Below are 26,473 nucleotides of genomic sequence, written 5' to 3'. Positions count from 1 at the left end.
TCTTGGATTCCAGTCAGCGCAGGTGTCGGGAGAATGCCCGGCCCGTCAAAGGAGGGCCGGCCGATGCATGCTCTAGCTTTCATCCAGGACATGGCGGTCATCATGCTGGTGGCTGGCGTGGTGACCATCCTCTTCCACCGCTTCAAGCAGCCCGTGGTCCTCGGCTATATCCTCGCCGGCTTCATCATCGGACCCCACACCCCGCCCTTCGGTCTCATCCACGACGAAGAAAGCATCAAGACCCTCGCCGAGGTGGGGGTGATCTTCCTGATGTTCAGCCTCGGCCTGGAGTTCTCCCTGCGCAAGCTGTTCCGGGTAGGTGCCACGGCCTTCATCGCCGCCTTCCTGGAAATCAGCCTGATGCTCTGGCTGGGCTATCAGGTGGGCCAGTGGTTCGGCTGGTCGCACATGGATTCGTTGTTCCTCGGCGCCATCCTGGCCATCTCTTCGACCACCATCATCGTCAAGGCGCTCAACGAGCTGAAGATGAAGCACGAGCGCTTCGCCCAGCAGATCTTCGGGGTGCTGATCGTCGAGGACATCCTTGGCATCGGCATCATCGCCCTGCTGTCAGGCCTGGCGGTGAGCGGTTCGGTGGAGCCGGGCGCGGTGGCCGCGACCCTGGGCAAGCTGAGCCTGTTCATGATCGTGGCGCTGGTGATCGGCATCCTGCTGGTGCCGCGACTGCTGGCCTATGTGGCTAAATTCGATAGCAACGAGATGCTGTTGATCACGGTGCTGGGGCTGTGCTTCGGCTTCTGCCTGCTGGTGGCCAAGCTGGAATACAGCGTGGTGCTGGGCGCCTTCCTGATCGGCGCCATCATGGCCGAGTCGCGCCAGTTGCTGAAGATCGAGAAGCTGGTGGAGCCGTTGCGTGACATGTTCAGCGCCATCTTCTTCGTCGCCATCGGGCTCTTGCTCGATCCCAAGGTGCTGATCGAGTACGCCTGGCCGATCACGGTGATCAGCGTGGCCGTGGTGCTGGGCAAGATCCTCGCTTGCAGCCTGGGGACCCTGATCGCCGGCAACGATGGCCGTACCTCGCTACGCGTAGGCATGGGCCTGGCGCAGATCGGCGAGTTCTCCTTCATCATCGCCACTCTGGGGATCACCCTGGGCGTCACCAGCCACTTCCTCTATCCAGTAGCGGTGGCCGTGTCGGCGATCACGACCCTGCTCACGCCCTATTTGATCAAGGCCGCCGATCCCTTGGCCGTCTGGATCGGCGGTTGGCTACCGCAGCCGGTGCAGCGGGTGCTGGGCATCTATGGCGAATGGTTGCGCAGCATCCAGCCGCAAGGCGAGAAGGCGGTGCTGGCCGGGATGATGAGGCGCATCCTGTTGCAGGTGGGTATCAACCTGTCCTTGGTCATCGCCATCTTTCTGGGCGGTGCCTATTTCGCCAATGGCCTGGCGGGGTGGCTCAGCGCCTGGATCCAGGATGCGGACCTGCAGAAGGCCTGCATCTGGGGCGGGGCGCTGCTGCTGTCGTTGCCTTGCCTGATCGCCGCCTACCGCAAGCTCAAGGCGCTGGCCATGCTGATGGCCGAACTCAGCGTGCGGCAGAACCAGGCCGGGCGCTACACCCAGCCGGTACGGCGCCTGGTCAGCGAATTGATCCCGTTGCTGTCGCTGGCCGGCATCCTGGTGCTGCTCGCCGCCCTGAGCAGCAATATCCTGCCGCGCGGCGAGTTGCTGCTGCTGATCGCCGTGGTGGCGGTGGGGGTGATCGCGGTGCTGTGGCGCTGGTTCATCCGCGTGCATTCGCGGCTGCAGATCGCCTTCATCGAGACCCTGGAACAGGACAAGGGCGGACAGCACTAGGCCACATTTTCCTGCCCTTGGGCATTGCCGCCCGGGGATCGAGGGGGCAGAATCGCTCTAAGTCGGTCGTTTGAATGAGCGTACCGATGGCAAGGGATTGCGCAATGCAGGAAATGGGCTTGGCCGCCTTCTGCCGTCCGGCAATCTCCCACCGGTGGTCAGGCCCGTTTCCTGCGCCCTTTCAAGGTCGCCAGGCCAGTAGCAAGACGCCGCCGCCGATAGCCGCGATGCCGCACCACTGGCGCAGGTCCAGACGCTCGCCGAGCAGCGCCACGCCGAAGATCGCCACCAGCACCACGCTCAACTTGTCCACCGGTGCCACCAGCGAGGCCGGGCCCAGCTTGAGCGCGCGGTAGTAGCAAAGCCAGGACAGGCCAGTGGCTACACCCGACAGCAGCAGGAACAGGTAGGTACGGCCGCCGATGCTGGCCAGGGGTTGTGCCTGGCCGGTGGCCGCGACGATGGCCGCCAGCACCACGACGACCACCAGGGTACGCAGCAGGGTGGCGAAGTCAGCATTGACGTGTTCCACACCCAGCTTGCCGAAGATGGCGGTGAGGGCGGCGAAGGCCGCCGCCAGTAGCGCCCAGAACAGCCAGGACGAGGTCATGGCTAGAGCGGCTCGAGCTTGGCGTAGCTCACCATCAGCCACTTGCTGCCTTCGGAGGTGAAGTTCACCTGCACCCGCGCATGGGCACCGGAGCCTTCGTAATTGAGGATGATGCCTTCACCGAACAGGGCATGGCGCACCGGCTGGCCGAGGTTGAAGGTCGTTTCCGGGACCGGTGCCTGGGCGAAGGGGTTGGGGCGGTTACCGGCGAAGGGCTGCTTGACCGCATTGGACAGCCGCACCTCCTGGATCAGGCCGTCCGGCACCTCGCGGACGAAGCGCGAGACCTTGTTGTAGGTTTCGCTGCCATAAAGCCTGCGGGTTTCCGCATAGCTCATCACCAGCCGGCGCATGGCGCGGGTGATGCCCACATAGGCCAGGCGGCGCTCTTCTTCGAGACGACCGGGTTCCAGGCTCATCTTGTGTGGGAACAGGCCCTCTTCCATGCCGGCGAGGAACACCAGGGGGAATTCCAGGCCCTTGGCGCTGTGCAGGGTCATCAACTGGACGCTGTCTTCGTGGCTGTCGGCCTGGGTATCGCCGGATTCCAGGGCCGCATGGTCGAGGAAGGCCGCCAGGGGCGTCATCTCCTCGTCGCCGCTGAAATCGAAGGAACGCGCGGCACTGACCAGTTCTTCCAGGTTCTCCACCCGGGCCTGGCCTTTCTCGCCCTTTTCTTCCTTGTGGAAGGTGACCAGGCCGGTCTGCTCGATGATCTGCTGCACCAGGTTGTGCAGGGACAGGTCCTCGGCCTTGAGTGCCAGGGTGTCGACCAGTTCGACGAAGGCATTGAGCGCCGAGGCGGCGCGACCCGACACGGCGCGGGCGCCGACCAGGTCGTGCAGGGCCTGCCACAGCGAGGTGTTCTGGGCACGCGCGGCGCTGCGCAGCGCCTCTACGGTCTTCTCGCCGATGCCGCGCGGCGGCACGTTGATCACCCGTTCCAGGGCGGCATCGTCATGGCGATGCTGGATCAACCGCAGATAGGCCATGGCGTTCTTGATCTCGGCGCGCTCGAAGAATCTCAGGCCGCCGTAGATGCGATAGGGAATCTTCTCTCGCAGCAGCGCCTCTTCCAGCACCCGTGACTGGGCATTGGAGCGGTAGAGGATAGCCATCTCGCTGCGCCGGGTGCCCTTCTTGAACTCGCTCTCGATGGTCTCGACGATGTAGCGCGCCTCGTCGTGCTCGTTGAAGCCGGCATAGAGGGTGATGGCGTCGCCTTCGCCGGTGTCGGTCCACAGCTCCTTGCCGAGGCGACCGAAGTTGTGGGCGATCAGGCCGTTGGCAGCCTTGAGGATGGTGTCGGTGGAGCGGTAGTTCTGCTCCAGACGGATGATCTCCGCCGAGAAATCCTCGTTGAATTGCTGGATGTTCTCGATCTTGGCGCCGCGCCAGCCATAGATGGACTGGTCGTCGTCGCCCACCACCATGAGGCTGGCGCCATTCTGGGCGAGGTGCTTGAGCCAGGCGTACTGGACGGCGTTGGTGTCCTGGAATTCGTCCACCAGCAGGTGCTGGAAGCGCCGCTGGTAGTGCGCCAGCAGATCCGGGTTGTTGCGCCAGAGGTCCAGGGCGCGCAGCAGCAGCTCGGAGAAGTCGATCACTCCGGCACGGGCGCAGGCCGCCTCGTAGGCTTCGTAGATGCTGCGCATGGTGCCGAGGAACAGGTCGCCGGCCGCCTGGATATGCTGCGGCCGCAGGCCCTCATCCTTCTGGCCGTTGATGAACCACTGTGCCTGGCGTGCTGGCCAGCGCTGCTCGTCGAGGCCCAGCTCGCGGATCACCCGCTTGACGATGCGCTGCTGGTCGTCGCTGTCGAGGATCTGGAAGTTCTGCGCCAGACCCGCTTCCTGCCAATGGGCACGCAGCAGGCGATGGGCCAGGCCGTGGAAGGTGCCGACCCACATGCCCTGCGGACTCATGCCCAGCAATTGCTCGATGCGGTGGCGCATCTCGGCAGCGGCCTTGTTGGTGAAGGTCACCGAGAGGATGGAGTGCGGCGAGGCGCGCTCGACCTGGATCAGCCAGGCAATGCGGTGCACCAGCACCCGGGTCTTGCCCGAGCCGGCACCGGCCAAGACCAGTTGACGACCCAGGGGCGCGGCCACGGCCTGGCGCTGGGCATCGTTGAGGGAATTGAGCAGCAGGGAGATGTCGTCGTTCATCGCCGCATTCTACCGATGCGGCCAGAGGAGCGCCAAACCAGACGGATGGGAGGCGAGGGCGGTTTCAGGGGTGCCGTAAGAGCAGAGGGACCTCCGGCCAGACAGGCTGGCCGGAGGCGAGGCATAGGACGGAGCAGGCCCATGCGGGCCTGCCATCAGGCGGCGATCGGTGAACGCCAGTCGTCGGAGCCGGAGGTGCCGGAGACTTCGTGGGTCCAGACGATCTTGCGGTAGGTGAAGTAGACGTCTTCCAGGTGGGTGAAATGCGCCATGGTCGGGTCCTGGCAGTTCGGCATGCGCGATTGGACGTCGACGATGATGGCGTCTTCCAGTTCGATGGTGAAGTAGTGTTCCTGGGTGCCGGTGGCCGAGGTGCGGTACCACTCCAGACGGCATTTGCCCAGGCGCTCGCCGGAGGTGAGGGCGTTGAAGATCAGCGGCGAAGCCTTGTCGAAGACCTTGGTGATCATCAGCGGCTTGTGCACGCGCTGACCGGTGGGCTGGCCGGACTGGGGATCGCGGGGAATGATCACTTGGTGGTTGAAGGCCTGGACCAGAATCTGGTCTTCGTGGCCTTCCTGGAAGATGTTGCCGACCGAGTCTTCGGTGAAGGTGCCGGCGGTGATCAGACCTTGCTTGGTGCCTTCGAGGGATAGATACGCGGGTGTTGGCATGGTGCTCTCCTTGCCTGGTTGATGGGCTTCATGGCCCAGGTGAGCAATACCAAGACAAGGCTTGTGCCAGATTCTAAAAATTCCTTTTAAATCAATTTACTAGACATTTACGGGATGGCGTTTTCCGGCCCACTGTGCGCGACTGCTCAAAGAGTTGCGCAGAAGCTTGCGCGCAAGGGGAGAAAAGCTGTCTGGTGCGCGGTAGTCAGTTGTCCAGACGACTACCGGAGCGCCGTTTTCGATGCGAGAGGGGGCGTGCTGAATCGTAATGACCAAGAGCCTTGCCTACGGTTATGTAGTATAAGTATGACGCACTACATCTGCCCGCTAGACGAGATACGCCTGTGAACCTCATGCAACACATTGCTCAATCCCGCCACCTGCTGCGCAAGTCGGAGCTCAAGGTCGCCGAGCAGGTCATGGTGGATCCGGCCGCGGTCATGCACAGCTCCATGGCCGATCTCGCCCACAATGTCGGCGTGAGCGAGCCCACCATCGTGCGCTTCTGCCGGGCCATCGGCTGCGATGGTTTCCAGGATCTCAAGCTGCGCCTGGCGCAGAGCCTGGCGGCGGGGGCCAGTTTTGGCCAGTTCGCCATCCATGAGAACGATGCGGTGGAAGACTTCAGCCTGAAGATCTTCGACACCACCCTGCATACGCTGATGGACGTCCGCGAGCGGCTGGACATGCGCGCCCTGGAGCAGGCCATCGAGGCGATCGCCAAGGCCCAGCGGGTGATGTTCTACGGCTTCGGCGCCTCGGGCTCGGTGGCCAACGACGCCCAGCACAAGTTCTTCCGCCTGCAGCTCAGCGCCACCGCCTATTCCGATCCACACATGCAGGCCATGTCGGCGGCGACCCTGACACCGTCCGATGCGGCCATCTGCATTTCCCAGTCGGGGCGCTCCAAGGACCTGTTGATCACCGCCAATCTGGTGCGCGACAACGGCGCTGCCCTGATCACCATCTGCCCGGGGCAGACGCCGCTGGCCGATCTGTCCACGGTGAACATCGCCATCGATGTGCACGAGGACACCGACATCTATGTGCCCCTGACCTCGCGCATCGCCCACCTGGTGGTGATCGATGTGCTGGCCATGGGCGTGGCCATGTCACGCGGGCCGGCGCTGGTCGAGCACCTCAAGAGCGTGAAGCGCAGCTTGCGCAGCCTGCGCCTGTCGTCGAAGTCGACCAAGCACAGCGACACCCAATAGTCGTCTTACTGTCGCCAAACGGTCACCTGTTAGGGGGAAGCTGCCCATTCCGATCCCAGCCCGGAGGAATAGGCATGACCGCTCTCGTCCAGGAATGCAACGCTCGTCTCGACAGCAAGGCTCGCAGAAAGCTACAGGATCAACGGCGGATGAAGTTTCGCCGTGCCATCGAGGCTCGCGCCGAAGAGCAGCGGCTCGCGGTCGAGCTCGATGAATCGCTGTTTCTCAATCAGCTGCTGGATGAGCGCCAGGCGCAGCGCTTGCAGCAGGTTCCAGGGCGATACCTAACGCATTGATCAGGCTGCGCTGGCTGCGCAGGTAGTCGACGAAGGCCTGGGCCACCGGTGAGAGCGGCTTGCCGCGCGGGTGGACCACGCACCAGGAGCGCCGCAGCGGCAGCTCGGCGACATCCAGCTCGATCAGGCTGCCGGCGACGAGATCGCTGCGAATGGCCTGGCGCGGCAGCAGGGCCAGGCCCAGGCCGGCGCGGACGGCTTCGCGTTGCGCCTCGAAGGCACCGATCTCCAGCTGCTCGGCGAAGTGCGCGCGCTTCTGCTTGAGGTAGTCCTCGCAGGCCTGGCGTGTGCCGGAGCCGGGTTCGCGGATCAGCAGGGGATAGGCCGTCAGCTCGCGTAGGGTCAGTCCCTTGCGGCCCGCCAGAGCATGACCAGGGCGCGCCACGGCGACGATGGCATTGTCCAGCAGTGGCAGGAACTCCATATCCGAACCGCTCGTTACCACCGACATCAGGGCCACGTCCTCGCGATTTTCCGTCAGCCGCCGCAGCACCCTGACGTGGTTGCCCACGGTCAGCGCCAGGTTGACCTGGGGATGGCTGCTGCGGAACTGGCTGAACAGATGTGGCGCCAGGTACTGGGCGCTGCTTTCCACACCCAGGCGCAACTGCCCGTGCAGGGCGCCGCGCAGATTGGACAGCTGCATGTCCAGACTGCCTAGCCGCGCGAACAGATCGCGACCGGTCTGGCGCAAGGCCTCACCGGCTTCGGTGAGATAAAGGGTGCGATTGAGGTAATTGAACAGCGGCGCGCCCACCACCTCTTCGAGCTGACGCACCTGCAGGCTCACGGCGGGTTGAGTCAGCGCCATGATGTCGGCCGCACGACTGTAGGAACGTGCCTCGCACACGGCTTCGAACACCTGCAATTGGCGAAAGGTGAGCCGCATCAAGGGTTTACGCATATGCTTGGCGCCATCCATAAGTGAGAGCTTATGTAGTATCCAATAATTATTTATTTTCCATAAGAGAGACCCTGGCGTAGCGTCGAGACACGGCAATAAAAGCAGGCTGCAACAAGCCGTGAATAAGGAGCCAGGTGTGATCAAGAAGATACTCATCGCCAACCGGGGCGAGATCGCGGTCCGTATCGTCCGGGCCTGTGCCGAGATGGGCATTCGCTCGGTGGCGGTCTATTCCGATGCCGATCGCCAAGCGCTCCACGTGAAACGTGCCGACGAAGCCCACGGCATCGGTAGCGATCCGCTCGAGGGCTATCTCAACCCGCGCAAGCTGGTGAACCTGGCGGTGGAGACCGGTTGCGATGCGCTGCATCCCGGCTACGGCTTCCTCTCCGAAAACGCCGAACTGGCGGAGATCTGCGCCCAGCGCGGCATTCGCTTCATCGGGCCGTCCGCCGAGGTGATTCGGCGCATGGGTGACAAGACCGAGGCGCGCCGCAGCATGATCGCCGCCGGGGTGCCCTGCACGCCCGGCACCGAAGGTAACGTGGCGGATGTCGCCGAAGCCCTGCGCGAAGGCGACCGCATCGGCTATCCGGTGATGCTCAAGGCCACCTCCGGCGGCGGCGGGCGGGGTATCCGCCGCTGCAACTCGCGCGAAGAGCTGGAGCAGGCCTATCCGCGGGTGATTTCCGAGGCGACCAAGGCCTTCGGTTCGGCGGAGGTGTTCCTCGAGAAGTGCATCGTCAATCCCAAGCACATCGAGGCGCAGATCCTCGCCGACAGCCATGGCAACACCGTGCACCTATTCGAGCGCGACTGCTCCATCCAGCGGCGTAACCAGAAGCTGATCGAGATCGCCCCCAGCCCGCAGCTCACCCCCGAACAGCGCGCCTATATCGGCGACCTGTCCGTACGCGCGGCCAAGGCAGTGGGCTACGAGAACGCCGGTACCGTGGAATTCCTGCTCGCCGAGGGCGAGGTGTATTTCATGGAGATGAACACCCGGGTGCAGGTGGAGCACACCATCACCGAAGAAATCACCGGCATCGACATCGTCCGCGAGCAGATCCGCATCGCCTCCGGCCTGCCGCTGTCCTTCGCCCAGGAAGACGTCCAGCACCGCGGCTTCGCCCTGCAGTTCCGCATCAACGCCGAGGACCCGAAGAACAACTTCCTGCCGAGCTTCGGCAAGATCACCCGCTACTACGCGCCGGGTGGCCCGGGGGTACGCACCGACACGGCCATCTACACCGGCTACGTCATCCCGCCCTACTACGACTCCATGTGCCTGAAGCTGATCGTCTGGGCACTGACCTGGGAAGAGGCCATGGATCGTGGGCTGCGCGCCCTGGACGACATGCGCGTGCAGGGGGTGAAGACCACCGCGCCCTATTACGAGGCCATCCTGCGCGATCCCGAATTCCGCAGCGGGCGCTTCAACACCAGCTTCGTGGAAAGCCACCCGGAGCTGACCCAGTACTCGATCAAGCGCAACCCGACGCACCTGGCCATCGCCATCGCCGCCGCCATCGCCGCCCATGCCGGTTTGTAAGGACGACAGAACAATGAAAACCATCCAGATCACCGACACCATCCTGCGCGACGCCCACCAATCGCTGTTGGCGACCCGCATGCGCACCGAAGACATGCTGCCGATCTGCGCCAAGCTCGACCAGGTCGGCTACTGGTCGCTGGAAGTCTGGGGCGGCGCCACCTTCGACGCCTGCGTGCGCTTCCTCAAGGAAGATCCCTGGGAGCGTCTGCGCCAGCTGCGCAAGGCTTTGCCCAACACCCGGCTGCAGATGCTCCTGCGTGGCCAGAACCTCTTGGGCTACCGCCACTACAGCGACGACGTGGTCGAGGCCTTCGTCGAGCGCGCCGCGGCCAACGGCACCGACGTCTTCCGCATCTTCGACGCCATGAACGATGTGCGTAACCTGGAAACCGCCATCCGCGCGGTCAAGGCCACCGGCAAGCACGCCCAGGGTACCCTCTGCTACACCACCAGCCCGGTGCACACCGTGGCGGCCTTCGTCGACCAGGCGCGGCGCATGGCCGATCTGGGGGTGGATTCCATCGCCATCAAGGACATGGCCGGCCTGCTCACGCCCTATGCCACCGGCGATCTGGTCAAGGCGCTCAAGGAGGCCCTGACGCTGGACGTGGTGGTGCATTCCCACGACACCGCCGGCGTGGCTTCCATGTGCCAGCTCAAGGCGGTGGAGAACGGCGCCGACCGCATCGAGACGGCGATCTCCAGCATGGCCTGGGGGACCAGCCATCCGGGCACCGAATCCATGGTCGCCGCGCTGCGCGATACCCCCTACGACACCGGCCTGGACCTGGAGCTGCTGCAGGAGATCGGTCTGTACTTCCATGCGGTGCGCAAGAAGTACCACCAGTTCGAGAGCGAATTCACCGGCGTCGACACCCGGGTACAGGTCAACCAGGTGCCGGGCGGCATGATCTCCAACCTGGCCAACCAGTTGCGCGAGCAGGGCGCCCTCAATCGCATGAACGAGGTGCTGGAAGAGATTCCGCGGGTACGCAAGGACCTGGGGTATCCACCCCTGGTGACCCCGACCTCGCAGATCGTCGGCACCCAGGCCTTCTTCAACGTGCTGGCCGGCGAGCGCTACAAGACCATCACCAACGAAGTGAAGCTCTACCTGCAGGGCCGCTATGGCAAGGCGCCGGGCGAGATCTGCGAGCAGCTGCGCAAGCAGGCCATCGGCCAGGAAGAGGTCATCGACGTCCGTCCCGCCGATCTGCTCAGCCCGGAACTGGCGCGCCTGCGGGCGGAGATCGGCGACCTGGCCCAGAGCGAAGAGGATGTCCTGACCTTCGCCATGTTCCCCGACATCGGCCGCAAGTTCCTCGAGGAACGCGCCGCCGGCACCCTGGTGCCGGAAGCCTTGCTGCCCATCCCCAGTGCGGATGGCGTGGCGGCAGTGGGTGGCCAGGGCGTGCCGACCGCCTTCAGTGTCGACGTGCATGGCGAGACCTACCAGGTGGACATCACTGGCATCGGCCTGAAGACCGAGGGCAAGCGGCACTTCTATTTGTCCATCGACGGGGTGCCGGAAGAGGTGGTGTTCGAAGCCAGTGGCGATTTCGTTGCCGAGGGCGGCCAGCGCCGTCGCCAGGCGGATCGTCCGGGCGACGTCAGCACCACCATGCCGGGCAATATCGTCGAGGTGCTGGTGAAGGAAGGCGACCAGGTCAAGGCCGGCCAGGGCGTGCTGGTCACCGAAGCCATGAAGATGGAAACCGAGATCCAGGCGCCCATCGCCGGCACCGTCACCGCGGTGCGGGTGGCCAAGGGCGACCGGGTCAATCCGGGTGAAGTCTTGATTGAAATCGAAGGCTGAGATCACTTCGATTTCCCTTGGGGCCTACGGGCCCCTTTTTTGTGGCCGCGGAAAGTCTAGTCCGGCCGCCCGTCTTGGCGCAGGCGCCAGGCACCCTCGTGGCGTTCGGCCAGGCCGCGCTGCTCCAGATCGGTGAGATAGCGGCGCAGGCCGCGCTCGCCGCGGCGCTGAAAGTAGGGTAACAGCCGGGGCAGCAGGCCAGGCACCAGCATCGCCAGCCTGCTCAGCCAGAGTTCGCCGACACGCGGGGCGCTTTCCAGGCGGGGTCGATCCAGCACCCGGACCAGTAGCCGCGCCACCGTCTCGGGTGACTGGGGCGGATCCATGAATTGCAGCGCATTGCCGCCGGCGATGGCCTCGTGGCGCAGCATCGGGGTATCGGTGGCCGACGGCAGCACGCAGCAGACGCGGATGCCCTGGGGCGCGAGATCCTGGGCCAGGGCGAGCATGGCGCCGCGCAGGCCGAACTTGCTGGCGCAATAGATGGGGCTTTCTGGGGTGGGAAAGATCCCCGCCAAGGAGACGGTGGTGACCAGCCGGGCATTGGTCGAACGCTGGAGCAGGGGGATGGCCAGGCGCGAGAGCAGCAGGGGCGCGAGCAGGTTGATGTCCAGCTCCTGGCGAATGCTGGCCGGACTGCGCTCGGTCAGGGGGCCGACGTGGACGATGGCGGCATTGTTGACCAGGGCATCGAGGCGACCGCAGCGCTGCTGGACGAAGTCGATCAGGGCGGCGAGTTGGGTTTCGTCGCGGAGATCGGCAGCGTAGGTCAGGATGGCTTCGCCCAGTTCAGCGCGCAGGGCGGCGAGTCCCCTGGCGTCGCGGTCCACCAGCACGAGCTGGACCGGACGGTGGCTGAGTTGCCGCGCCAGGCATTGACCGATGCCGCCAGCGGCTCCGGTGATCAGGATGACATCGTTCATGGGCGGGCTCGCTCAGGACGGGGTGGGTAGGCTGGCTGGCAGGGACTCGGGCGCCTGGCGCAGGGGATCGAAATAGCCCGGCGCCAGCTCGCACCAGCCCAGTCGGCGGCGCAACTGGCGCAGGTAGGTCTGCAGCGCGTGCACCTCCAGGTAGACGGCGTGGCGTGGCGAGTCGACGAAGCGGATGCCGCCGGAGAGATCCGGATCGTCCCGCTGGATCAGCGCCTGGAATTCGCGAGCTTGGTGCGGGCGCTGGCGCTGGTCGGCCAGGTGGCAAGCGATCAGATGGGCCTCCTGATCGAACAGCTTGTAGGCGCTGGAATTGGTCTCCAGGTAGCCGATGCCGAACAGGTTGGCGTGCTGGCGGCTGAAGATGGAGAGATAGAGCTGTGGTCGCCCGTGCTGCCAGCTGAAGTAGTCGGCGGCGTAGCGGCAACTCCAGCGATAGCCGGTGGCATAGAGCACCAGGTCGAGGGTTTCCCGACTGCCATCGCGAAACACCACCTGGTCGCCCTCGAAGTGGGAGACGTCCGGACGCGCCTGGATATTGCCGTGCTGCAGGTGGTGCAGCAGTTGGCTGTTGAGCAGCGGATGGCTTTCGAACAGGCGATGGTCCGGCTTGGGCAGGCCGAAGCGGGTCAGGTCGCCTTGCAGCAGCCGCAGCAGGCCCTGGAACAGCGGCCGTTCCAGCCACAGCGGCAGACGTGGACCGCGTTCACCGAAGACGTCCGCCGGCACGCCGAAGAGGTGCTTGGGGATGAAATGGTAGCCGCGTCTCAGGCTGATGAAGGCGCGCTCGGCGTTGGCGGCGGCGTCGCAGGCGATATCCGCCCCGGAATTGCCAGCGCCGACGATGAGCACCCGCTTGCCCTGGAATTCCGCAGCGCGCCGGTAGCTGACCGCATGGCGGATCTCGCCGCTGAAGTGGCCCGGAATCTCCGGTAGGTTGGGGTCCCAGTTGCAACCGGTGGCGCAGATCAATGCCCGATAGCGGCGGCGCTCGCCACTGTCCAGGGTGATGATCCAGCGGCCTTGCGCATCCTTGTCGACGCGTTCGACGGTCGTGTTGAAGCGGGCCTGGGCGTAGAGGCCGAAGGTGCGGGCGAAGGCGCGCAGGTAATCGAGGATCTGGCGATTGCTGGGATAGTCGGGAAAGGTGCGGGGCATCGGATAGTCGAGAAAGCCCGAGAGGTCTCGCGACGAGATGAAGTGAGCGGATTCGTACATGGGCGTGCCGGGGTTATCCAGGTCCCAGACGCCGCCGAAGTCACTGTGGCGCTCGAACTGGTCGTAGGCCAGGCCCCGACGCTTGAGGGCGCGGGCCATGCACAGGCCGCCCGGGCCACCGCCGACGATGCAAATGCGTTCGCCGCAGTCCTGATAGGGGAGGTCGTCGGTCATGCTGGTCTCCGTGAATGGGGGGTCCAGACAGACGTTAGCGACTGGGCGAGGGGCCGCGGCAGGGTGACAGCGGCCAGCGAGGGGGGCCGAAACGGACAGCCGTTACCTGGGCATTTCCGCCCGGACGCCGCTGCGTTAACGTCTGGGTACGTTCACGCCCGTGGAGTGTCGCCATGCCGGACCCGGTCGATCCGCGCTTTTCCCGTGCTTCGGCGCCGCCCCAGGTATCTCGCCTGCTGCTGCGAGTGGCGGCTGACCGCCAGGGGGACGTGGAGCGACTCTGCCGCGGCCTGGGATTCACCCCGGCCGATGTGCAGCGACCGGGCTTTCGATTGTCGCACCGGCAGGGCTATCTGCTGGTCAGGCGCTGCCTGGCGCAACTGGGAGACGATGGCCTGGGATTGGCCGTGGGGGCACGCCAGACCACCGTTTCGCTCGGTCTGGTCGGTCTTGGCATGCAGGCTTGCGCCACCCTGGGAGCGGCCCTGGCGCTGGGCCTGCACTATCAACGGCAGGCCGGCGCCATGCTGGACTATGGTCTGGAACAGGAGGCCAAGTCGGTACGGCTGCTGCTGACGCCACGTTTCCACGAGCCGGCGGTGACCGCCTTCTACATGGAAGAGGGTCTGGCCAGCGTGGTGAGCATCGCCCGGCATCTGACCGGAACGGCACTCCTGCCGCAAGCCCTGTGCCTGGACTATCCAGCGCCGCCGCACGGCGAGCGCTATGCGGCGTTGTTCCAGTGTCCGGTGCGCTTTACCGCGGCGGTTACCGCCATCGAATTCGATGCCGCCTGGCTGGCCTTGCCTTTGGCGACCCGTGACGACGCCGTGGCCGCCGAGGTCGTCGAGCTCTTGGAGGCGACCGCCGGTTTCGATCCGTTGCGGACGGATCTGGTGGAGGGCTTGCAGCGCGAGCTGTGCAAGCGACTGGATACGCCGCCGACCCTGGCGCAACTGGCCGCGCCGCTCAATCTCAGCGAGCGGACCCTGAGGCGCCGGCTCGAGGCAGTGGGTACGAGCTATCAGGCGCTGCTCGACGAAGCCCGTCGCGGCCTGGCGTTGGCGCTGCTCGGTCGCGAAGACCTGGCCCTGACCGAGGTGGCCTTCCAGACCGGCTTTGGCGACCTGCGCAATTTCCGCCGCGCCTTCAAGCGCTGGACGGGTGTGACGCCACAGGAGGCGCGTCGACGGCTGAGGACTCGGCTGAACGAAGAGGACTAGGTTCTGTACGAAAAGTCGCCGAGCGACGGTCAGGCGAGGCCTAGGCGGCCCCGCGAAAAAGGCTGAGGAAGCGGACCGGGCTCGCGAACGAGTTTACGAGCGGTAAATGAGCATTCCGAAGCCTTTTTCAACGAAGCATCACCGAGCGCAGGCATTTTTCGTACAGAACCTAGTGTGGTGTTTCAGAAGTTAACTACACAATTTTGGCGGCGCTTTTTGTCCATGGACGTCGTTGCCACTCCTCGCCATAGCCCTGCTATGACTCGTCGCGGCGCCTAGCCCATGAACAAAAATCACTCGCCACTTCTTGCGCGAACTTCTGAAACACCACACTAGAGCCTTTGTCGCGGGCTTTTCCCTCCACGTCAGTCCTTGGGCTTGGCGGTGTTTAGGTCGCCTCTATTTCTCTGATTGATAAAAAGCACTAACACCTTCCGATAGGGTCTGCTATTTAATATAGCCAAGGCTATAACGATCCTGGGAGGATTCGCGATGCTGAAAGATCTCAAGAAACGCGCCTTGCGTGGCCTGCTGGACAAGTTGCTCGACCAGCCTGCCGAACGTCGTCCGCTCGAGGCCCAGCCCGAGCGTCCTCGCGGTGCCCTGGTGCACGCCGCTCACTGAGTCATTGCCGGCCAGACAAGGGCCATTCGGCCCTTGCCGCTGCTCTTCCTCTGCGTCCCTGTCCAGGCGCGCGTCTTGTGTGCGGACATCCTCATTCCTGATCACGGCGCCTTTCCGCGGGCCTGACCGGCGAGCTATTCGATTCGGCGAGACCGTCCGCATGCGGGAGAAGACGAGACGCTGGCCGCGGCGGGCCTAGCGAGCGCCCCCACTATCGCCTGGCTGCCGACCCACGCCTTCGGTCGGATGCTGCGGGTGGTGGCGTGCTGCTGAACTTCGTCTGGGACGGCGCTCGGGCGCCGGCGGTGCTAGTGTTATTGACCGTGGACTTCCCGCTGGCCCGAGCATGGCGTCGGTGGCGGGATCGACGTCGTTCGGACGATAAGAGTCTTCAATTGGACTGATGTAATCGGCTGACTGGCCCGGCCAGGCGCTTCCGGTCACGCTCGCCTTCCCTCAGGAGAACACTCATGAAAACCGTCGCCCAGTTACTCGCCGCCAAAACTCAGCAAGCGGTCTACACCACCACGCCGGAGGCCTCGGTCCTCGAAGCGCTGCAACTGATGGCGGACAAGAACGTCGGTGCTCTGCCGGTGGTGCGGGGCAGCGAACTGGTCGGCATCGTCAGCGAGCGGGACTATGCACGCAAGATGGTGCTGCAGGGACGCTCCTCTTATGCCACTCCGGTGAGCACCATCATGACCGCTGCGGTGATCATCATCCTGCCGCAGCAGACGGTCGCCGAGTGCCTGGCGCTGATGACCGAGCACCGCCTGCGCCACCTGCCGGTGATGGGTAATGGTCAACTGATCGGCTTGCTGTCCATCGGTGACCTGGTCAAAGAAACCATGATCGAGCAGGCCGCGTTGATCCGCCAGTTGGAAGGTTATATCCGCGGCGAGTGAGCCTGCGTCGGGCCAGCGCTGATCGGCGCTGGCCTCCTCCTTCGCGCGTCCCCCTTCGGCTACCTTAGCGGCTTAGACGGCCGAGGCGGCGGCTACGGCCAGGGCGCTGCGTTGCCGGCCCTCGCTATCGAAATTCTCCGCGGCCAGCCAGCGCTGGAAGCCGGCGTCCACGGTCGGCCATTCACGGTCCAGCAGGCTGAACCAGGCGGTATCGCGGTTAAGTCCTTTGACCACCCGGTGCTGGCGGAACAGGCCTTCGTAGCGGAAGCCCAGGCGTTCGGCGGCCCGTTTCGAGCGGGCGTTGGCGGCGTCGCATTTCCATTCCAGCCGGCGATTGCCCAGGGCGAAGGCTTCCTGCATCAGCAGGTAGAAGGCTTCGGTCGCCAGTGTCGAGCGTTGTAGACGCACGCCCAGGGCCACGTTGCCGATCTCGATGCAGCCATTTTCAGTATCGATGCTCATCAAGGCGAGCATGCCCAGTGCCGCGTCGTCGTCGGGATCTATCACGGTGAAGAAGAGCGGGTCCCGGGTGGTCAGGAGTTGTCGTAGCCACGTCTCGAATGCCACCTGATCGGCAAAGGGGCCATGCCGCAAGTATTGCCACAGCGTAGGGTCGGCGTGGGTGCCGGCCTGCAGCTCCAGCCAGAGATCGGCGCCATGGCGCGCCGGATCGAGGGGCTCCAGGCGTACGTACTGGCCTTGAAGTGGGCGAGGCTGCGGGGGACGGGCAGGGGTCCAGTCGAGGGCGGTCATGAGCGATCCTTGAGTAGGTGTTGGTACTCGATCAAGCCGGAGCGGGTGGCAATGCGGTCGTAGAGCTGGCGCCCCGGATAGTTGGTCTCCTGGGTCAGCCAGTGCACCCGGTCGCAGCCGTTGGCGGTTGCCTGCGCGTAGACATGCTCGATCAAGGCGCGACCGAAGCCACTGCCGCGCTGATCCTTGGCGACATAGAGATCCTGTAGATAGCAGTCATCCTGTTCGAGCCAGCAGGAGCGGTGGTAGATGAAGTGCACCAACCCCAGCGGCTGCTCCCCGTCCCAGGCCAGGGCGCCATGGATGGGTTCGCTCGGCTCGAGCAGGCGTTGCCAGGTGCGGGCGTAGGTGGTCTCCGGCAAGACGGTTTCGTAGAAGGCCAGGTAGGCCTGCCAGAGGTCACGCCAGGCGGCGTGGTCGGCTGGGGTGAGTGGGCGGATGGTCATGGCTGGCTCCGGGTTCAGGAGGGAGAGGTCATCAATTCGGCCAGCGCCTGATCGCTCGGCGCGTCGCTGGCGGCCAAGCCGCGGCGGACGCCCTCGCGGTCGGCGGCGTTGCGATTCTGGCTGAGCTTGGCGATGCCCTGGAGGCTGTCGATGGGCAGGCGCAGGCCGCGGATGGCGCGCAGCATGCCTTGCAGGTAATCCGCCGGTGCGTCCGCGACCTGCCAAGGCAGGGGACGCCCGGCTTCATGCTGGGCGGTGAGGCGCTCCAGCAGTGGCAACAGGCGCTCGGGGTCGTCGAATACCTCGACCGTTCCCCGGGCGTGCACGGCCTGGTAGTTCCAGGTCGGCACCACCCGGCCATGTTCGGCCTTGCTCGGGTAGAGGGACGGGCTGACATAGGCCTGGGGCCCCTGGAACACCGCCACTACCCGGCCCTCCTCGGCGAGGGCGCGCGCCTGGGGATTGCTGAGGGCCAGATGGCCGTAGAGGGTGCCGCAGGGGCCCTCGCTCGGGTCGAGCCAGAACGGTAGGTGGCTGACCAGCGGACCGGCCGCGGTCTGGCTTACCAGCAGCGCCAGGGCATGGGCCTGCAGGTGCCGGTGCAAGGCAGGGAGGTCGTCGAGACGGAAGGCGGGATTGGGGTACATCAGCAAGATCTCCAGCGGTGTCTCGCCATGCTAAGGTCGGCTTTGGCTCCCTGTAAGAGCCAATTCCCGCGACTTTCAGGGTGCCAATGATGCTGGGTTTCGATCCCTCGGGTCTGTTGCTGGAGCCTGGACAGGGCCTGGCGCGCCAGCTCTATCAGGGGCTGCGTGGACGCATCCTGGCCGGCGAACTGGCCGCCGGCGTGCGGCTGCCGGCCAGTCGCGAATTGGCGCGGCTGCTGGGCGTTTCCCGCAACACCGTCATCACCGCCTATGAGCAACTACTGGCAGAAGGCTTCCTCGACAGCCACTTGGGCGATGGCACCTATGTCGCCGGCGCGACCCAGGCGCTGTCCGGTCATACCGGCGCGGCACCGGTGGCGCCACCAGCCCCTGCCAACGCGCCGTCCGGTACACCGCGCGCCTTTCAGGTCGGCATTCCGGCCATGGATCTGTTTCCCTTCGCCACCTGGGCACGCCTGCAACAGCGCTTCTGGCGCCATCCAGAGGCGGCCCTGCTGGGTTATCGCGCGCCTGGCGGCGAGCCGCGACTGCGGCGACTGCTCTGCGCCTACCTGCGCCAGGCGCGTGGGCTGGTCTGCACGCCCGAGCAGATCCTGATCACCACGGGCGCCCAGCAGGCCATCGAGCTGTGTGCCCGGCTGTTGCTGGCCCCTGGGGGGTTGGCGGCAATGGAAGACCCCGGCTATCGCGCCGCGGGCTTGGCCTTGCAAAGCGGCGGGGCACGGTTGCAAGGCGTGCCGGTGGATGATGCGGGGCTCGTGGTGGACCAGTTGGCCCGTCAGCGGGACTGCCGACTGGTCTATGTCACGCCGTCGCACCAGTATCCCACCGGTGCCGTGCTCTCCCTGCCGCGGCGCCTGGCGCTGCTGGATTGGGCGCGGCAGGTGGATGGCTGGATCGTCGAGGACGACTACGACGGCGAATACCGTTACCAGGGCGCTCCCTTGGCGCCCCTGGCCGCGCTGGATCGCCACGGCCGGGTGCTCTATGTCGGGACCTTCTCCAAGATCGCCTTTCCCGGCTTGCGCCTGGGCTATCTGGTCGCGCCACCGGCCCTGGTGCCGGAACTCCTAGCCCTGCAGCGGGCCGGCATCCGTCATCTGGACAGCGCCACCCAGACGGTCATGGCCGACTTCATCGAGCAAGGCCACTTCCAGCGCCACATCCGCCGTATGCGCCGCGCCGCCCGTGCGCGCCGCGATGCGTTGCTGGCCGGCTGGCCCCAAGTCCCCGGCTGCGCCCCGCCAGGCGTTCCGGTGGCCGGCCTGCACCTCTGCCTGCCGGTGGAAAGCCTGGCCCGCGAAGCCGAGCTGGTGGCCCAGGCGGCGGCGGTCAAGGTGGAACTCAATCCACTGTCGCGCTACTGGCTACCCGAAGGCCCGACCCCGCCCGACGCCCGCGCCGGCTTGGTGCTGGGCTTCGCGGCGGTGCCGGAGGTGCGGATCGGCGAGGCGCTGGAGAGGTTGCGTGAGGTTTGGGGTGCGTGAATAGCAGGGACAATAGCGTCATCTATGAGCGCGCCTAGGCTTATCCAACACGCTTCTGATCTCGAGTCATTGCGGTGACTGTAATTCGGCTTCGCTTGCCAGGCGCCATACCGCGATATAATCCATCGTTCTAGCCCGTTAGGTTGGGATCTAGCGATTTCATGGATGAAACATCAGAGGTCGTTTCATCCTGGTTATCCGTTTTTTTCAGTAACCAGGAGTCACTTAAGTGAGTCAGTCTTGTTCGCCTCTTTCCCGGCCACTGCGCATTACCGCGCTGGCCGTCGCCATTTCTCTTGGTATCACCGGCTGCGCTACCGTCGATAATTTTTCCAGTGGCCAGAGCCGTACCGTCAACTGCCTTGCCGGTGGCTTTCTCGGTGCCGCTACCGGCGTTGCCGCCGCCGCCTTGGCCAAGGGGAACGGAGCGACGATGATCGCCGGTGCCGTGGTTGGCGCCTCGGTTGGTTGTGGTGCCGCCCTGGCGTACAAAAATCGCCTCGAACGACTCAAGCAGATTGCTGAGCAGGAAAGGATTTCGCTACAGGTCGAGACGCTGCAAACTGCGGTAGCTACCCCTTCGGCCGCTCCGCAAGAGGCGGGGCTGGTAGCCCAGATTGCCGATGAAGGCATGTTCCCCGTAGGAAGTGCCCAGCTCAATGACGAAGGCCGCCGCAAGATCGGCAAGTTGGCCAGTGCCTATGTCGGCAAGGAGGCCACGCCCATTCTCATCGTTGGCCACACCGATGCCACCGGCACACCGGCCATCAATCAGGTGTTGTCGGAGCAGCGGGCACACGCGGTGGCGAGCATTCTGGTCGAACAGGGCATTTCGCGAGACCGCATGTACTTCCAGGGTGCTGGCGCCTCACGTCCTATCGCCGACAACAGCGATCCGCTCGAGCGCGGCAAGAACCGCCGCGTCGAGATCGTCGAATTGAACGACCAAGCGATGCTGGTCAAGCGCATCAACGCGGAAAAGAACAACGCCAAGTATCTGGCCCACGGCACCGCCACGGAGTCGGTGACCAAATCCAAAGGTAAAAAGCCGGTTGTCGCCGCAAGCTCTTCGCAGCCTGCCAAGACGGTTGAGTCCGAGGCTCCTCGGCGAGAGAAGCAAAGCCTGGCAAAAATAGATTTTGGTGGTCAGCCGGTTGATGGCGGAGCCTGGAAGCTTGGTCAGGTCCTGCGCCCAAAAAGTGGTGGATTCGCGCTGATCTCCAGCGCCTATGCCCAGATGCCCATGAGTAGTTGCCAGCAGGATGCCCCACGCATCAGTGGCGAGGTCAAAAGCTTCGCCACCGGCGCGGCGCTGTCGGAACACGCCACGCGCGAGTACCTTCCGGGCATGAACGGGCGCGCCTGGGCTGGCCTGGTCAACGGCCATCTCGTCACCCTGTCGCCGGTTGCCGTATTGCAAGATAACGCCGCGCTGGTGAAGGATCCTAAAGTCTTCATCACCCAGGACTATGAAAAGAACAAGGGTGGACCAAGCGCTGCCTACGCGGCTGTCGCCAATACCTATGAAGGCGAAGACGCCATTCTCTACCGAGTATTCTTGGAAAAGCCCGAGCAGGCACCGGTAAGTTGTATTGATGTGGTGATCAAAAAGACGGGCGATAAAAGTATCGATGGCGACCTGTTCTACGACAATGGCGCCATGCCTTATATAGCTAATTACGCGCCAGTGCGCGGCTGATCTGGGGAACGAAAAATGGAACTCTTCGACACATTAACGACAGCATTGGCCGCCTATCGCTACGCAATTTGGCCATTGGTCAGTTTGTTGGTTTTGGTTGTCGTGATTATCCGCTGGTGGCATGAAGTAAAATATTTCTTCCTCAATATAAAAATGGGTCTGCCTGTTGTGGGTTTTGTAGCAAGGGCGCCTAAGCGTGACTTGACGCAGAGCTCCGATGCAGGAGGCGCGGCTTGGTACACTGTCGAGCGTGATCTCTGTGCTAACTATTATCGCTACTATGCGAGAGTAAATAAGGATGCGGCGTTCTATGACAAGTGCGCGAATTATCTGAATAAAGTAGAAGAGCGAGGCCGCAAGCCGACGGGCTTGCCCCTTTGGGTCGCCAGTATTTTTCTCGTAGTCCTCGAAGCGTTCATCTTCGCCTTGGTGCTTGCCCCTTTCATCGCCAATAACATCTCGGCTAATCAGGCAGAGTTTTCGGCCGTCATCATTTCCCTTCTCATCGGCACCATTCTGGTTCCTGCTACGCACCTCATGGGGGCTGAAATCCACCGCAACGGTCTGATCAGCAAGGCGCGCGAATGGCATCGGCAAGCTCGACGCAACAACAACGCCAAGGATCTGCAGGCCAATGCGAAAGTTGATTTGGACCATACCGGTCTTGACGATGATGAGCCCAAGTACCTGCACATCATCAACCGGGTGAAGCACAACGCCAGCGTTTCCCCAACGTGGTGGACCAGTATTATCGCCACAGCACTTATTTTGATCTTGGCTGTTGGTGCCTACTTCATTCGCTCATCCACGATCAACGAATTGGAAACTCAGCAGGTGAACGGTTCGCCCTATGCTTCGGGCAGCACCTCGGGGTTCACTCCTGACGCCTCACCCTTCCAGCTACCCAGCGAGGCCAAAGCGGATGGTCAAGCAGCCGACCAGCGTGCGGCCAGTGAGGTAGCAGGCGATCGTATCTTTGCCTACAAACTTACCTTCTTCATCCTGTCGGTCATCTTTATCGGTGTACAGATCATTGGCGTCTTGATCGGCGTCTTCCGCTCCTTCGCCGGTACTCAGTCACGGGAGGCGGCGGGTTACATTTCTGGGTTTAGCAGCGCCAGCGAGTTCGCGGCTTATCAGCAAAGTAAGCGTGATCAAGTTGCCCGAGATGCCGAGGCCAAACTCAGCGGCCTGCAGGAACGCATCGAGCATCGTCACTCCCTGGGTGGCAGTGCTGATCGTGGTCCGCGGCGCAGTTTTGCCCTCTACGCTGGCGAGAGGGAGCGGCAGGCGAGTGAAAGTCAGCGACAGTCCGAAGAAAATCAACGACAAAAGAAAGCGGAAGAAGCAGCCAACGAGCTGAAGAGGATGCGTCAGGAACTCAATGACGCCAAGGAGAAGCAAGCGCTACAGCGTGAACGGGCCGCGCTTGAAAATGCAGCGCTCACGGCGGAAGCAGCGGCAGCTGATCGGCCAGAAATCACGACCGTTGAAGCACCGGCACCAGCCGCCGCTAGCCTGGATCAAAGTACGCTGATTGCCAACTTGGGCGACCTTACTGTGTATTCTCCCGAAGAACTGGCAGCCATCGGGGCAGAATTGGGCTTGGACAATGCTGCTCTGTTGAGCAAGCAAAAAGTTCAGATGGCGATAAAGCGCGCCAAGAAAGAGGGTGCGTGAAATGCGTCTGACCGCAACCTTGGCAATGGTGGGCCTGTTGCTGGCCCCTGCGGTAATGGCGGCTGAACGTAACGATCTGCCGAGCTGTTACAGCTATGCACAATTGGCCAGTGAACAGCCGGCTGCTTCGGGTCGAGCGTTGACAGTGGTCATCGATGAAACAGTCAACATGCCTCAGGCGCTGAAAAGCAGTGCCTGGGAGCACACCCTGAGATATCTGCAACCAGGCGACAGCATCAAGCTCTATCAGTTTTCGGCCCTGTTGCAGAACAACTATATGAAGTTGCAGTTTGCCGGCGTCCTGGAAAAGCCTCTAGTCGGCAAGGTCCGGGATCGCATCGGTAATGTCAGCCTCAAAAAGCTCGATACCTGCCTGCAACAGCAGGCCGCCTTTTTCCAGAAGGCTTTCGGTAAACAATTCGTCGAGAGTTTCGGCAAGCCGAATGAGGAAATTTCGCGCAGTGAAATCTTCGTCAGCCTCAAAAAGATTGGTGAGGATATAAGCCAGGAGCCCAGTGAGAATCAGGTCATTCTGCTGGTATCCGATATGTTGGAAAACAGCGACTTCGGTAGCTTCTATCAAGCCAACCGCATTCGTGTAATCGACCCTGCAGCCGAGCTTGCCAAGGTAGAAAAGAAGGAGCTGTTTGCCCAACTGCAGGGCGCACGGGTTTATGTCATAGGTGCCGGCCTGATTGGTAACGATGCCAAGGGGGCCTATCGTTCAGGCAAGGTAATGCAGAGTCTCGAACGTTTCTGGCAGGGCTATTTCGAGCGTTCCAACGCGACGCTCGTCAGCTTCGGTACGCCGGAGCTGACGACGGATCTTAAGTAGGCGCGAGGCGCCGATGCTCACCGAAGGCCACGGTGATGGCTCTCAGCGTTGCCCGGGTGCGGGGATCGGTCAGCGACGAGTGCAGCTCGATGGCCTGGGAGGAGATGGCGGGTAGCCCCAGGGCAGGGCCGACGTCTATCAGTGCGGCGGTCGCCAGTCGGCGTGGAAAGGCGGCCACCGCCAGGCCTGCCGCGAGTGCCGCGGCGACCGCCGAGGTACCGCCGACGAAGACGTTGGTCCAGGGTATACCGGCCGTGTCCAGCAGGCGGCTGGCCGAATCTCGTACGGCGCAACAGGGCAGGTAGCTGGCGAGGGGCAGGGGTTCGCCGGGGCGCGGGGCGAAGTCCGCCGCGGCGTACCAGCCGAAGTGTTCGGGGCCTAGCACCTCGCCCTGCCGGCTATCGTCGTCGCTGCGGATGATGACGGCATCGAACTCACCCTTGTCGTAGGCGCCCAGCAAAGCCGGTGCATCGTCCACCGAGACCTCCAGGGTCAGGCAGGGATCGAGCGCCTTGAGCCGCGCCAGCAGAGTTGGCACCTCGGGACCGAAGAGGTGGATGGCGATGCCCAGGGTGAAACGGCGGCTCGGCTGGTCGCTCAAGGCCGCGAGGGCCAGCTCGTGGGCGGCGAGAAAATCCCGGGCCCGCGGGAGGAAGCGCTCTCCGCCGACCGACAGGCGCACCTGGCGCGGCGTCCGTTCGAGAAGTCGTTCGTCCAGGCGCTTTTCCAGCCGCTTGAGCTTGACGCTGAGGGCGCCCTGGGTCGAGCCGAGGACTTCTGCCGCTCGGGTGAAGCTGCGCAGCTCGGCGATGGTGACGAAGGCCTGCACCGCATCGACATCAAGACTCTTCACTCAATCATCCTTTTTTGTTGTCGCTGAAATAGCCAGCCATACGATTGTTAAATAAATCGCGGCGCGGCATGTTCGCAACCTCTATCGAATCACCCTTGTCGGGCGCCTTCACTGGTGAGTGCTCGGAGATCTTGCCGCGATGCCGCATCTGTCTTTGTCCCGCAATGGTCTGGCCCTGATTGCCATCTGCCTGGCGGCCTTGATGCTGGGCCTGGAGATCACCAGTGTTCCCGCCATCCTGCCGCTGCTGGAAAGGGCCCTGCCGGCCAGCTTCCGGCAGCTGCAATGGGTCATGAACGCCTACACTCTGGCCATGAGTGCGGTGCTGATGGCGATGGGGACATTGGGCGATCGCTTCGGTCGCAAACGCATCTTCATCCTGGGCACTCTGGTCTTCGGTGTGGCCTCCCTGGCCTGTGGTCTGGCGCCCACTGCACCTGCGTTGATCGTTGCGCGTTTCCTGCAGGGGCTGGCCGCCGCGGCAATGCTGGCCTGCCAGATCGCCTTGCTGTCGCAGCAATTCCCCACGGGCGCCGAGCGTGGCTGGGCGTTCGGCTGGTGGGGGATCGTCTTCGGCGCCGGGCTCGGTTTCGGGCCGCTCGTCGGGGGTGCACTCGCGACCCTGGCGAGCTGGAGCTGGGTGTTCCTGATCCACGTGGGTCTCGCCATGGTCACCGTTGCCTGCGCCTTGCGCGGGGTCGAGGAATCGACCACTCCCGCGGCGCGGTCCCTGGACCTCGCCGGCATGCTCACCCTGTCACTGGCGGTGTTCGGCTGTGTCTATATGATCACCCAGGGGCCGGCCACTGCTGCTGTCGGGTGGCTGGGGTGGGGCCTAAGCCTGGGGTGCCTGTTGCTCTTCGTCGTCATCGAGCGATATCAGGCCCAGCCCATGTTCGATTTCGCTGTGTTGCGCATCCGGCGTTTCAGTGGTGCGCTGCTGGGCGCCAGTGGCATGAATTTCAGCTTCTGGCCCTTCGTCGTCTATCTGCCGCTCTATCTGCAAGCCGTGCTGGGCCTGGATGCCCTGGCCACGGGTGGGATGGTGCTGGCCTACACCCTGCCCACCGTCCTGGTACCGCCATTGGCGGAGCGCCTGCTGCTGCGCCACGGTCCCGGCAGGGTCATTCCTCTGGGGCTCGGCTTGATCGGCCTGGGCTTCGCCCTGCTCAGCCTGGCGGTGATCCTGGGTGCTGGCCAGGTGCTCGCGCTGGTACCCGGCTGCCTGCTGGCCGGCATCGGCGTGGGCCTGACCAATACCCCGGTGACCAACACGGCCACGGCGGCCCTGCCTGCGGAGCGCAGCGGCCTGGCTTCGGGACTGGACATGAGCACGCGGATTGTCTCACTGGCGCTGAATATCGCGCTGATGGGGGCCATCCTGCTCGGCGGCGTCGCGGCCCATTTGGCTACGGCGGTGGCCACGCTGGATGGCAGCGGACGTGAGTCGCTGGCGGCGGCCATTGCCGCCGGTAACCTGGGACTGGCCCAGGCCCAGGGGATCGCCTTGCCACTGGCACGCGCCGCGCTCGGCCAGGGAGTCGGTTGGGTGACCGGCTATGCCGCGGTCTGCGCCTGCGGCTTCGCGCTGCTGAGTTTTCTGTTGTTGCACCCGGTAGGGAGCGGGCAGCGGAAGTGTTCGACGGCAGGTGGCGAGGCCTAACGCCGTCGAGATGCCGGAACATTCTAGCGTGGATGCCGGCGCCTCCACTCGTCTACAACGTCGCCCAGGGTTTTGGGGGCATCGCTCCGTATCCACGCCATGAATTCACGGTCGAATCTAAAGGCTTCGCCACATTCCTCGATCATGAAGCGCCGAACGTTCTGGGTGCTTTTGTAGTTCTCGTCGATCACTGTGGCGCGGGTGAGTGAGGTGCTGTGCCAATCCGTTTTCAACTGACCAACTCCTGTGCTG

General features: G+C 63.9%; 24 protein-coding genes. 13 read left to right on the top strand and 11 right to left on the bottom strand.

From position 1 onward, the window contains the following. The first annotated feature begins 63 nt into the window (after positions 1 to 63). A complete protein-coding gene (locus FAZ11_RS19425) occupies positions 64 to 1,824 on the top strand; it encodes a cation:proton antiporter (RefSeq protein ID WP_058761382.1) in 1,761 nt (586 codons plus the stop codon). 181 nt (positions 1,825 to 2,005) lie between these two features. Here the strand turns inward: FAZ11_RS19425 and FAZ11_RS19420 are convergent, their stop codons facing one another. The 3 genes from FAZ11_RS19420 to FAZ11_RS19410 form a co-directional block, all read right to left on the bottom strand. Next, positions 2,006 to 2,434: an EamA family transporter gene (locus FAZ11_RS19420; protein ID WP_058761383.1), complete on the bottom strand. Its 429-nt coding sequence runs from the start codon at positions 2,432 to 2,434 to the stop codon at positions 2,006 to 2,008. Between the two features lie 2 nt (positions 2,435 to 2,436). Then, entirely contained in the window at positions 2,437 to 4,602 is a 2,166-nt protein-coding gene (gene uvrD, locus FAZ11_RS19415) for a DNA helicase II (RefSeq protein WP_058773858.1), read from the bottom strand. Positions 4,603 to 4,757: 155 nt separating this feature from the next. After that, the gene (locus tag FAZ11_RS19410; protein ID WP_058761385.1) at positions 4,758 to 5,276 is read right to left on the bottom strand and encodes an Hcp family type VI secretion system effector; all 519 of its coding nucleotides are present in this window, start codon (positions 5,274 to 5,276) and stop codon (positions 4,758 to 4,760) included. A 344-nt stretch (positions 5,277 to 5,620) separates the two neighbouring features. Here FAZ11_RS19410 and hexR point away from each other — a divergent pair, with 344 nt between their 5' ends. Both hexR and FAZ11_RS25055 read left to right on the top strand, forming a co-directional pair. Further along, positions 5,621 to 6,490, top strand: coding sequence for a transcriptional regulator HexR (hexR, locus tag FAZ11_RS19405; protein ID WP_058761386.1), 870 nt, complete (start codon positions 5,621 to 5,623; stop codon positions 6,488 to 6,490). A 74-nt stretch (positions 6,491 to 6,564) separates the two neighbouring features. Further along, the gene (locus FAZ11_RS25055; protein WP_074529009.1) at positions 6,565 to 6,786 is read left to right on the top strand and encodes a PA3496 family putative envelope integrity protein; all 222 of its coding nucleotides are present in this window, start codon (positions 6,565 to 6,567) and stop codon (positions 6,784 to 6,786) included. Here FAZ11_RS25055 and FAZ11_RS19395 read toward each other — a convergent pair. After that, positions 6,716 to 7,690, bottom strand: coding sequence for a LysR family transcriptional regulator (locus FAZ11_RS19395; RefSeq protein ID WP_058773881.1), 975 nt, complete (start codon positions 7,688 to 7,690; stop codon positions 6,716 to 6,718). The two genes, FAZ11_RS25055 and FAZ11_RS19395, sit on opposite strands and share 71 nt — an antisense overlap. A 136-nt stretch (positions 7,691 to 7,826) precedes the next feature. Here FAZ11_RS19395 and FAZ11_RS19390 point away from each other — a divergent pair, with 136 nt between their 5' ends. After that, complete coding sequence (locus FAZ11_RS19390; RefSeq protein WP_058773857.1) at positions 7,827 to 9,242, top strand: acetyl-CoA carboxylase biotin carboxylase subunit; 1,416 nt, start codon at positions 7,827 to 7,829, stop codon at positions 9,240 to 9,242. A gap of 13 nt (positions 9,243 to 9,255) precedes the next feature. Beyond that, the gene (gene oadA, locus FAZ11_RS19385; protein ID WP_058766983.1) at positions 9,256 to 11,061 is read left to right on the top strand and encodes a sodium-extruding oxaloacetate decarboxylase subunit alpha; all 1,806 of its coding nucleotides are present in this window, start codon (positions 9,256 to 9,258) and stop codon (positions 11,059 to 11,061) included. Positions 11,062 to 11,117: 56 nt separating this feature from the next. Here the strand turns inward: oadA and FAZ11_RS19380 are convergent, their stop codons facing one another. Together FAZ11_RS19380 and FAZ11_RS19375 are read right to left on the bottom strand one after the other, a co-directional pair. Further along, positions 11,118 to 11,984, bottom strand: a complete 867-nt coding sequence (locus FAZ11_RS19380) for an SDR family NAD(P)-dependent oxidoreductase (RefSeq protein WP_058773856.1) — start codon at positions 11,982 to 11,984, stop codon at positions 11,118 to 11,120. Between the two features lie 12 nt (positions 11,985 to 11,996). Further along, the gene (locus FAZ11_RS19375) at positions 11,997 to 13,385 is read right to left on the bottom strand and encodes a flavin-containing monooxygenase (protein WP_058773855.1); all 1,389 of its coding nucleotides are present in this window, start codon (positions 13,383 to 13,385) and stop codon (positions 11,997 to 11,999) included. Between the two features lie 173 nt (positions 13,386 to 13,558). Between FAZ11_RS19375 and FAZ11_RS19370 the strand changes: the two genes are divergently transcribed. The 3 genes from FAZ11_RS19370 to FAZ11_RS19365 all read left to right on the top strand — a co-directional run bounded on the left by FAZ11_RS19370 (position 13,559) and on the right by FAZ11_RS19365 (position 16,137). Further along, positions 13,559 to 14,608 (top strand): AraC family transcriptional regulator, encoded by a 1,050-nt coding sequence (locus FAZ11_RS19370; protein WP_058773854.1) that lies wholly within the window; start codon positions 13,559 to 13,561, stop codon positions 14,606 to 14,608. Positions 14,609 to 15,100: 492 nt separating this feature from the next. Next, complete coding sequence (locus FAZ11_RS25235) at positions 15,101 to 15,232, top strand: hypothetical protein (RefSeq protein ID WP_257787160.1); 132 nt, start codon at positions 15,101 to 15,103, stop codon at positions 15,230 to 15,232. Between the two features lie 470 nt (positions 15,233 to 15,702). Next, positions 15,703 to 16,137 (top strand): CBS domain-containing protein, encoded by a 435-nt coding sequence (locus FAZ11_RS19365; RefSeq protein ID WP_058773853.1) that lies wholly within the window; start codon positions 15,703 to 15,705, stop codon positions 16,135 to 16,137. Positions 16,138 to 16,209: 72 nt separating this feature from the next. Here the strand turns inward: FAZ11_RS19365 and FAZ11_RS19360 are convergent, their stop codons facing one another. The 3 genes from FAZ11_RS19360 to FAZ11_RS19350 are packed head-to-tail and all read right to left on the bottom strand — an operon-like array spanning position 16,210 to position 17,983. Beyond that, positions 16,210 to 16,890, bottom strand: a complete 681-nt coding sequence (locus FAZ11_RS19360; RefSeq protein WP_058773852.1) for a GNAT family N-acetyltransferase — start codon at positions 16,888 to 16,890, stop codon at positions 16,210 to 16,212. Continuing rightward, positions 16,887 to 17,336 carry a GNAT family N-acetyltransferase gene (locus FAZ11_RS19355; protein WP_058773851.1) on the bottom strand — a complete coding sequence of 150 codons (450 nt, stop codon included), beginning with the start codon at positions 17,334 to 17,336 and terminating at the stop codon, positions 16,887 to 16,889. Before FAZ11_RS19355 ends, FAZ11_RS19360 begins: the two co-directional genes overlap by 4 nt. Before the next feature lie 14 nt (positions 17,337 to 17,350). Further along, positions 17,351 to 17,983 (bottom strand): FMN-binding negative transcriptional regulator, encoded by a 633-nt coding sequence (locus FAZ11_RS19350; protein WP_058773850.1) that lies wholly within the window; start codon positions 17,981 to 17,983, stop codon positions 17,351 to 17,353. Between the two features lie 89 nt (positions 17,984 to 18,072). On the opposite strand from FAZ11_RS19350, the gene pdxR reads away from it, so the two are divergent. The 4 genes from pdxR (at position 18,073) to FAZ11_RS19330 (ending at position 23,705) form a co-directional block, all read left to right on the top strand. Next, complete coding sequence (pdxR, locus tag FAZ11_RS19345; RefSeq protein WP_058773880.1) at positions 18,073 to 19,491, top strand: MocR-like pyridoxine biosynthesis transcription factor PdxR; 1,419 nt, start codon at positions 18,073 to 18,075, stop codon at positions 19,489 to 19,491. 229 nt (positions 19,492 to 19,720) lie between these two features. Further along, a complete protein-coding gene (locus tag FAZ11_RS19340; protein ID WP_137279464.1) occupies positions 19,721 to 21,190 on the top strand; it encodes an OmpA family protein in 1,470 nt (489 codons plus the stop codon). Between the two features lie 15 nt (positions 21,191 to 21,205). Further along, positions 21,206 to 22,870, top strand: coding sequence for a hypothetical protein (locus FAZ11_RS19335; protein WP_058773848.1), 1,665 nt, complete (start codon positions 21,206 to 21,208; stop codon positions 22,868 to 22,870). 1 nt (position 22,871) lies between these two features. Further along, positions 22,872 to 23,705 (top strand): hypothetical protein, encoded by an 834-nt coding sequence (locus tag FAZ11_RS19330; RefSeq protein ID WP_240043620.1) that lies wholly within the window; start codon positions 22,872 to 22,874, stop codon positions 23,703 to 23,705. Here the strand turns inward: FAZ11_RS19330 and FAZ11_RS19325 are convergent. After that, on the bottom strand, positions 23,698 to 24,558 hold the full coding sequence (locus FAZ11_RS19325; RefSeq protein WP_058773847.1) for a LysR family transcriptional regulator: 861 nt from the start codon (positions 24,556 to 24,558) through the stop codon (positions 23,698 to 23,700). The genes FAZ11_RS19330 and FAZ11_RS19325 overlap by 8 nt on opposite strands. A 139-nt stretch (positions 24,559 to 24,697) precedes the next feature. Between FAZ11_RS19325 and FAZ11_RS19320 the strand changes: the two genes are divergently transcribed. Then, positions 24,698 to 26,221 carry an MFS transporter gene (locus FAZ11_RS19320; RefSeq protein WP_081320062.1) on the top strand — a complete coding sequence of 508 codons (1,524 nt, stop codon included), beginning with the start codon at positions 24,698 to 24,700 and terminating at the stop codon, positions 26,219 to 26,221. A gap of 23 nt (positions 26,222 to 26,244) precedes the next feature. Here FAZ11_RS19320 and FAZ11_RS25050 read toward each other — a convergent pair whose 3' ends face one another. Continuing rightward, positions 26,245 to 26,454 carry a DUF6434 domain-containing protein gene (locus tag FAZ11_RS25050; RefSeq protein WP_058773846.1) on the bottom strand — a complete coding sequence of 70 codons (210 nt, stop codon included), beginning with the start codon at positions 26,452 to 26,454 and terminating at the stop codon, positions 26,245 to 26,247. Between the last annotated feature and the right edge of the window lie 19 nt (positions 26,455 to 26,473).

The sequence above is a fragment of the Pseudomonas rhizoryzae genome (assembly GCF_005250615.1).
GTDB classification, from domain to species: Bacteria; Pseudomonadota; Gammaproteobacteria; order Pseudomonadales; family Pseudomonadaceae; genus Chryseomonas; species Chryseomonas rhizoryzae.
The sequence above is the reverse complement of the archived record's forward strand: the minus strand, read 5'-3'. Positions and strand labels throughout refer to the sequence as shown.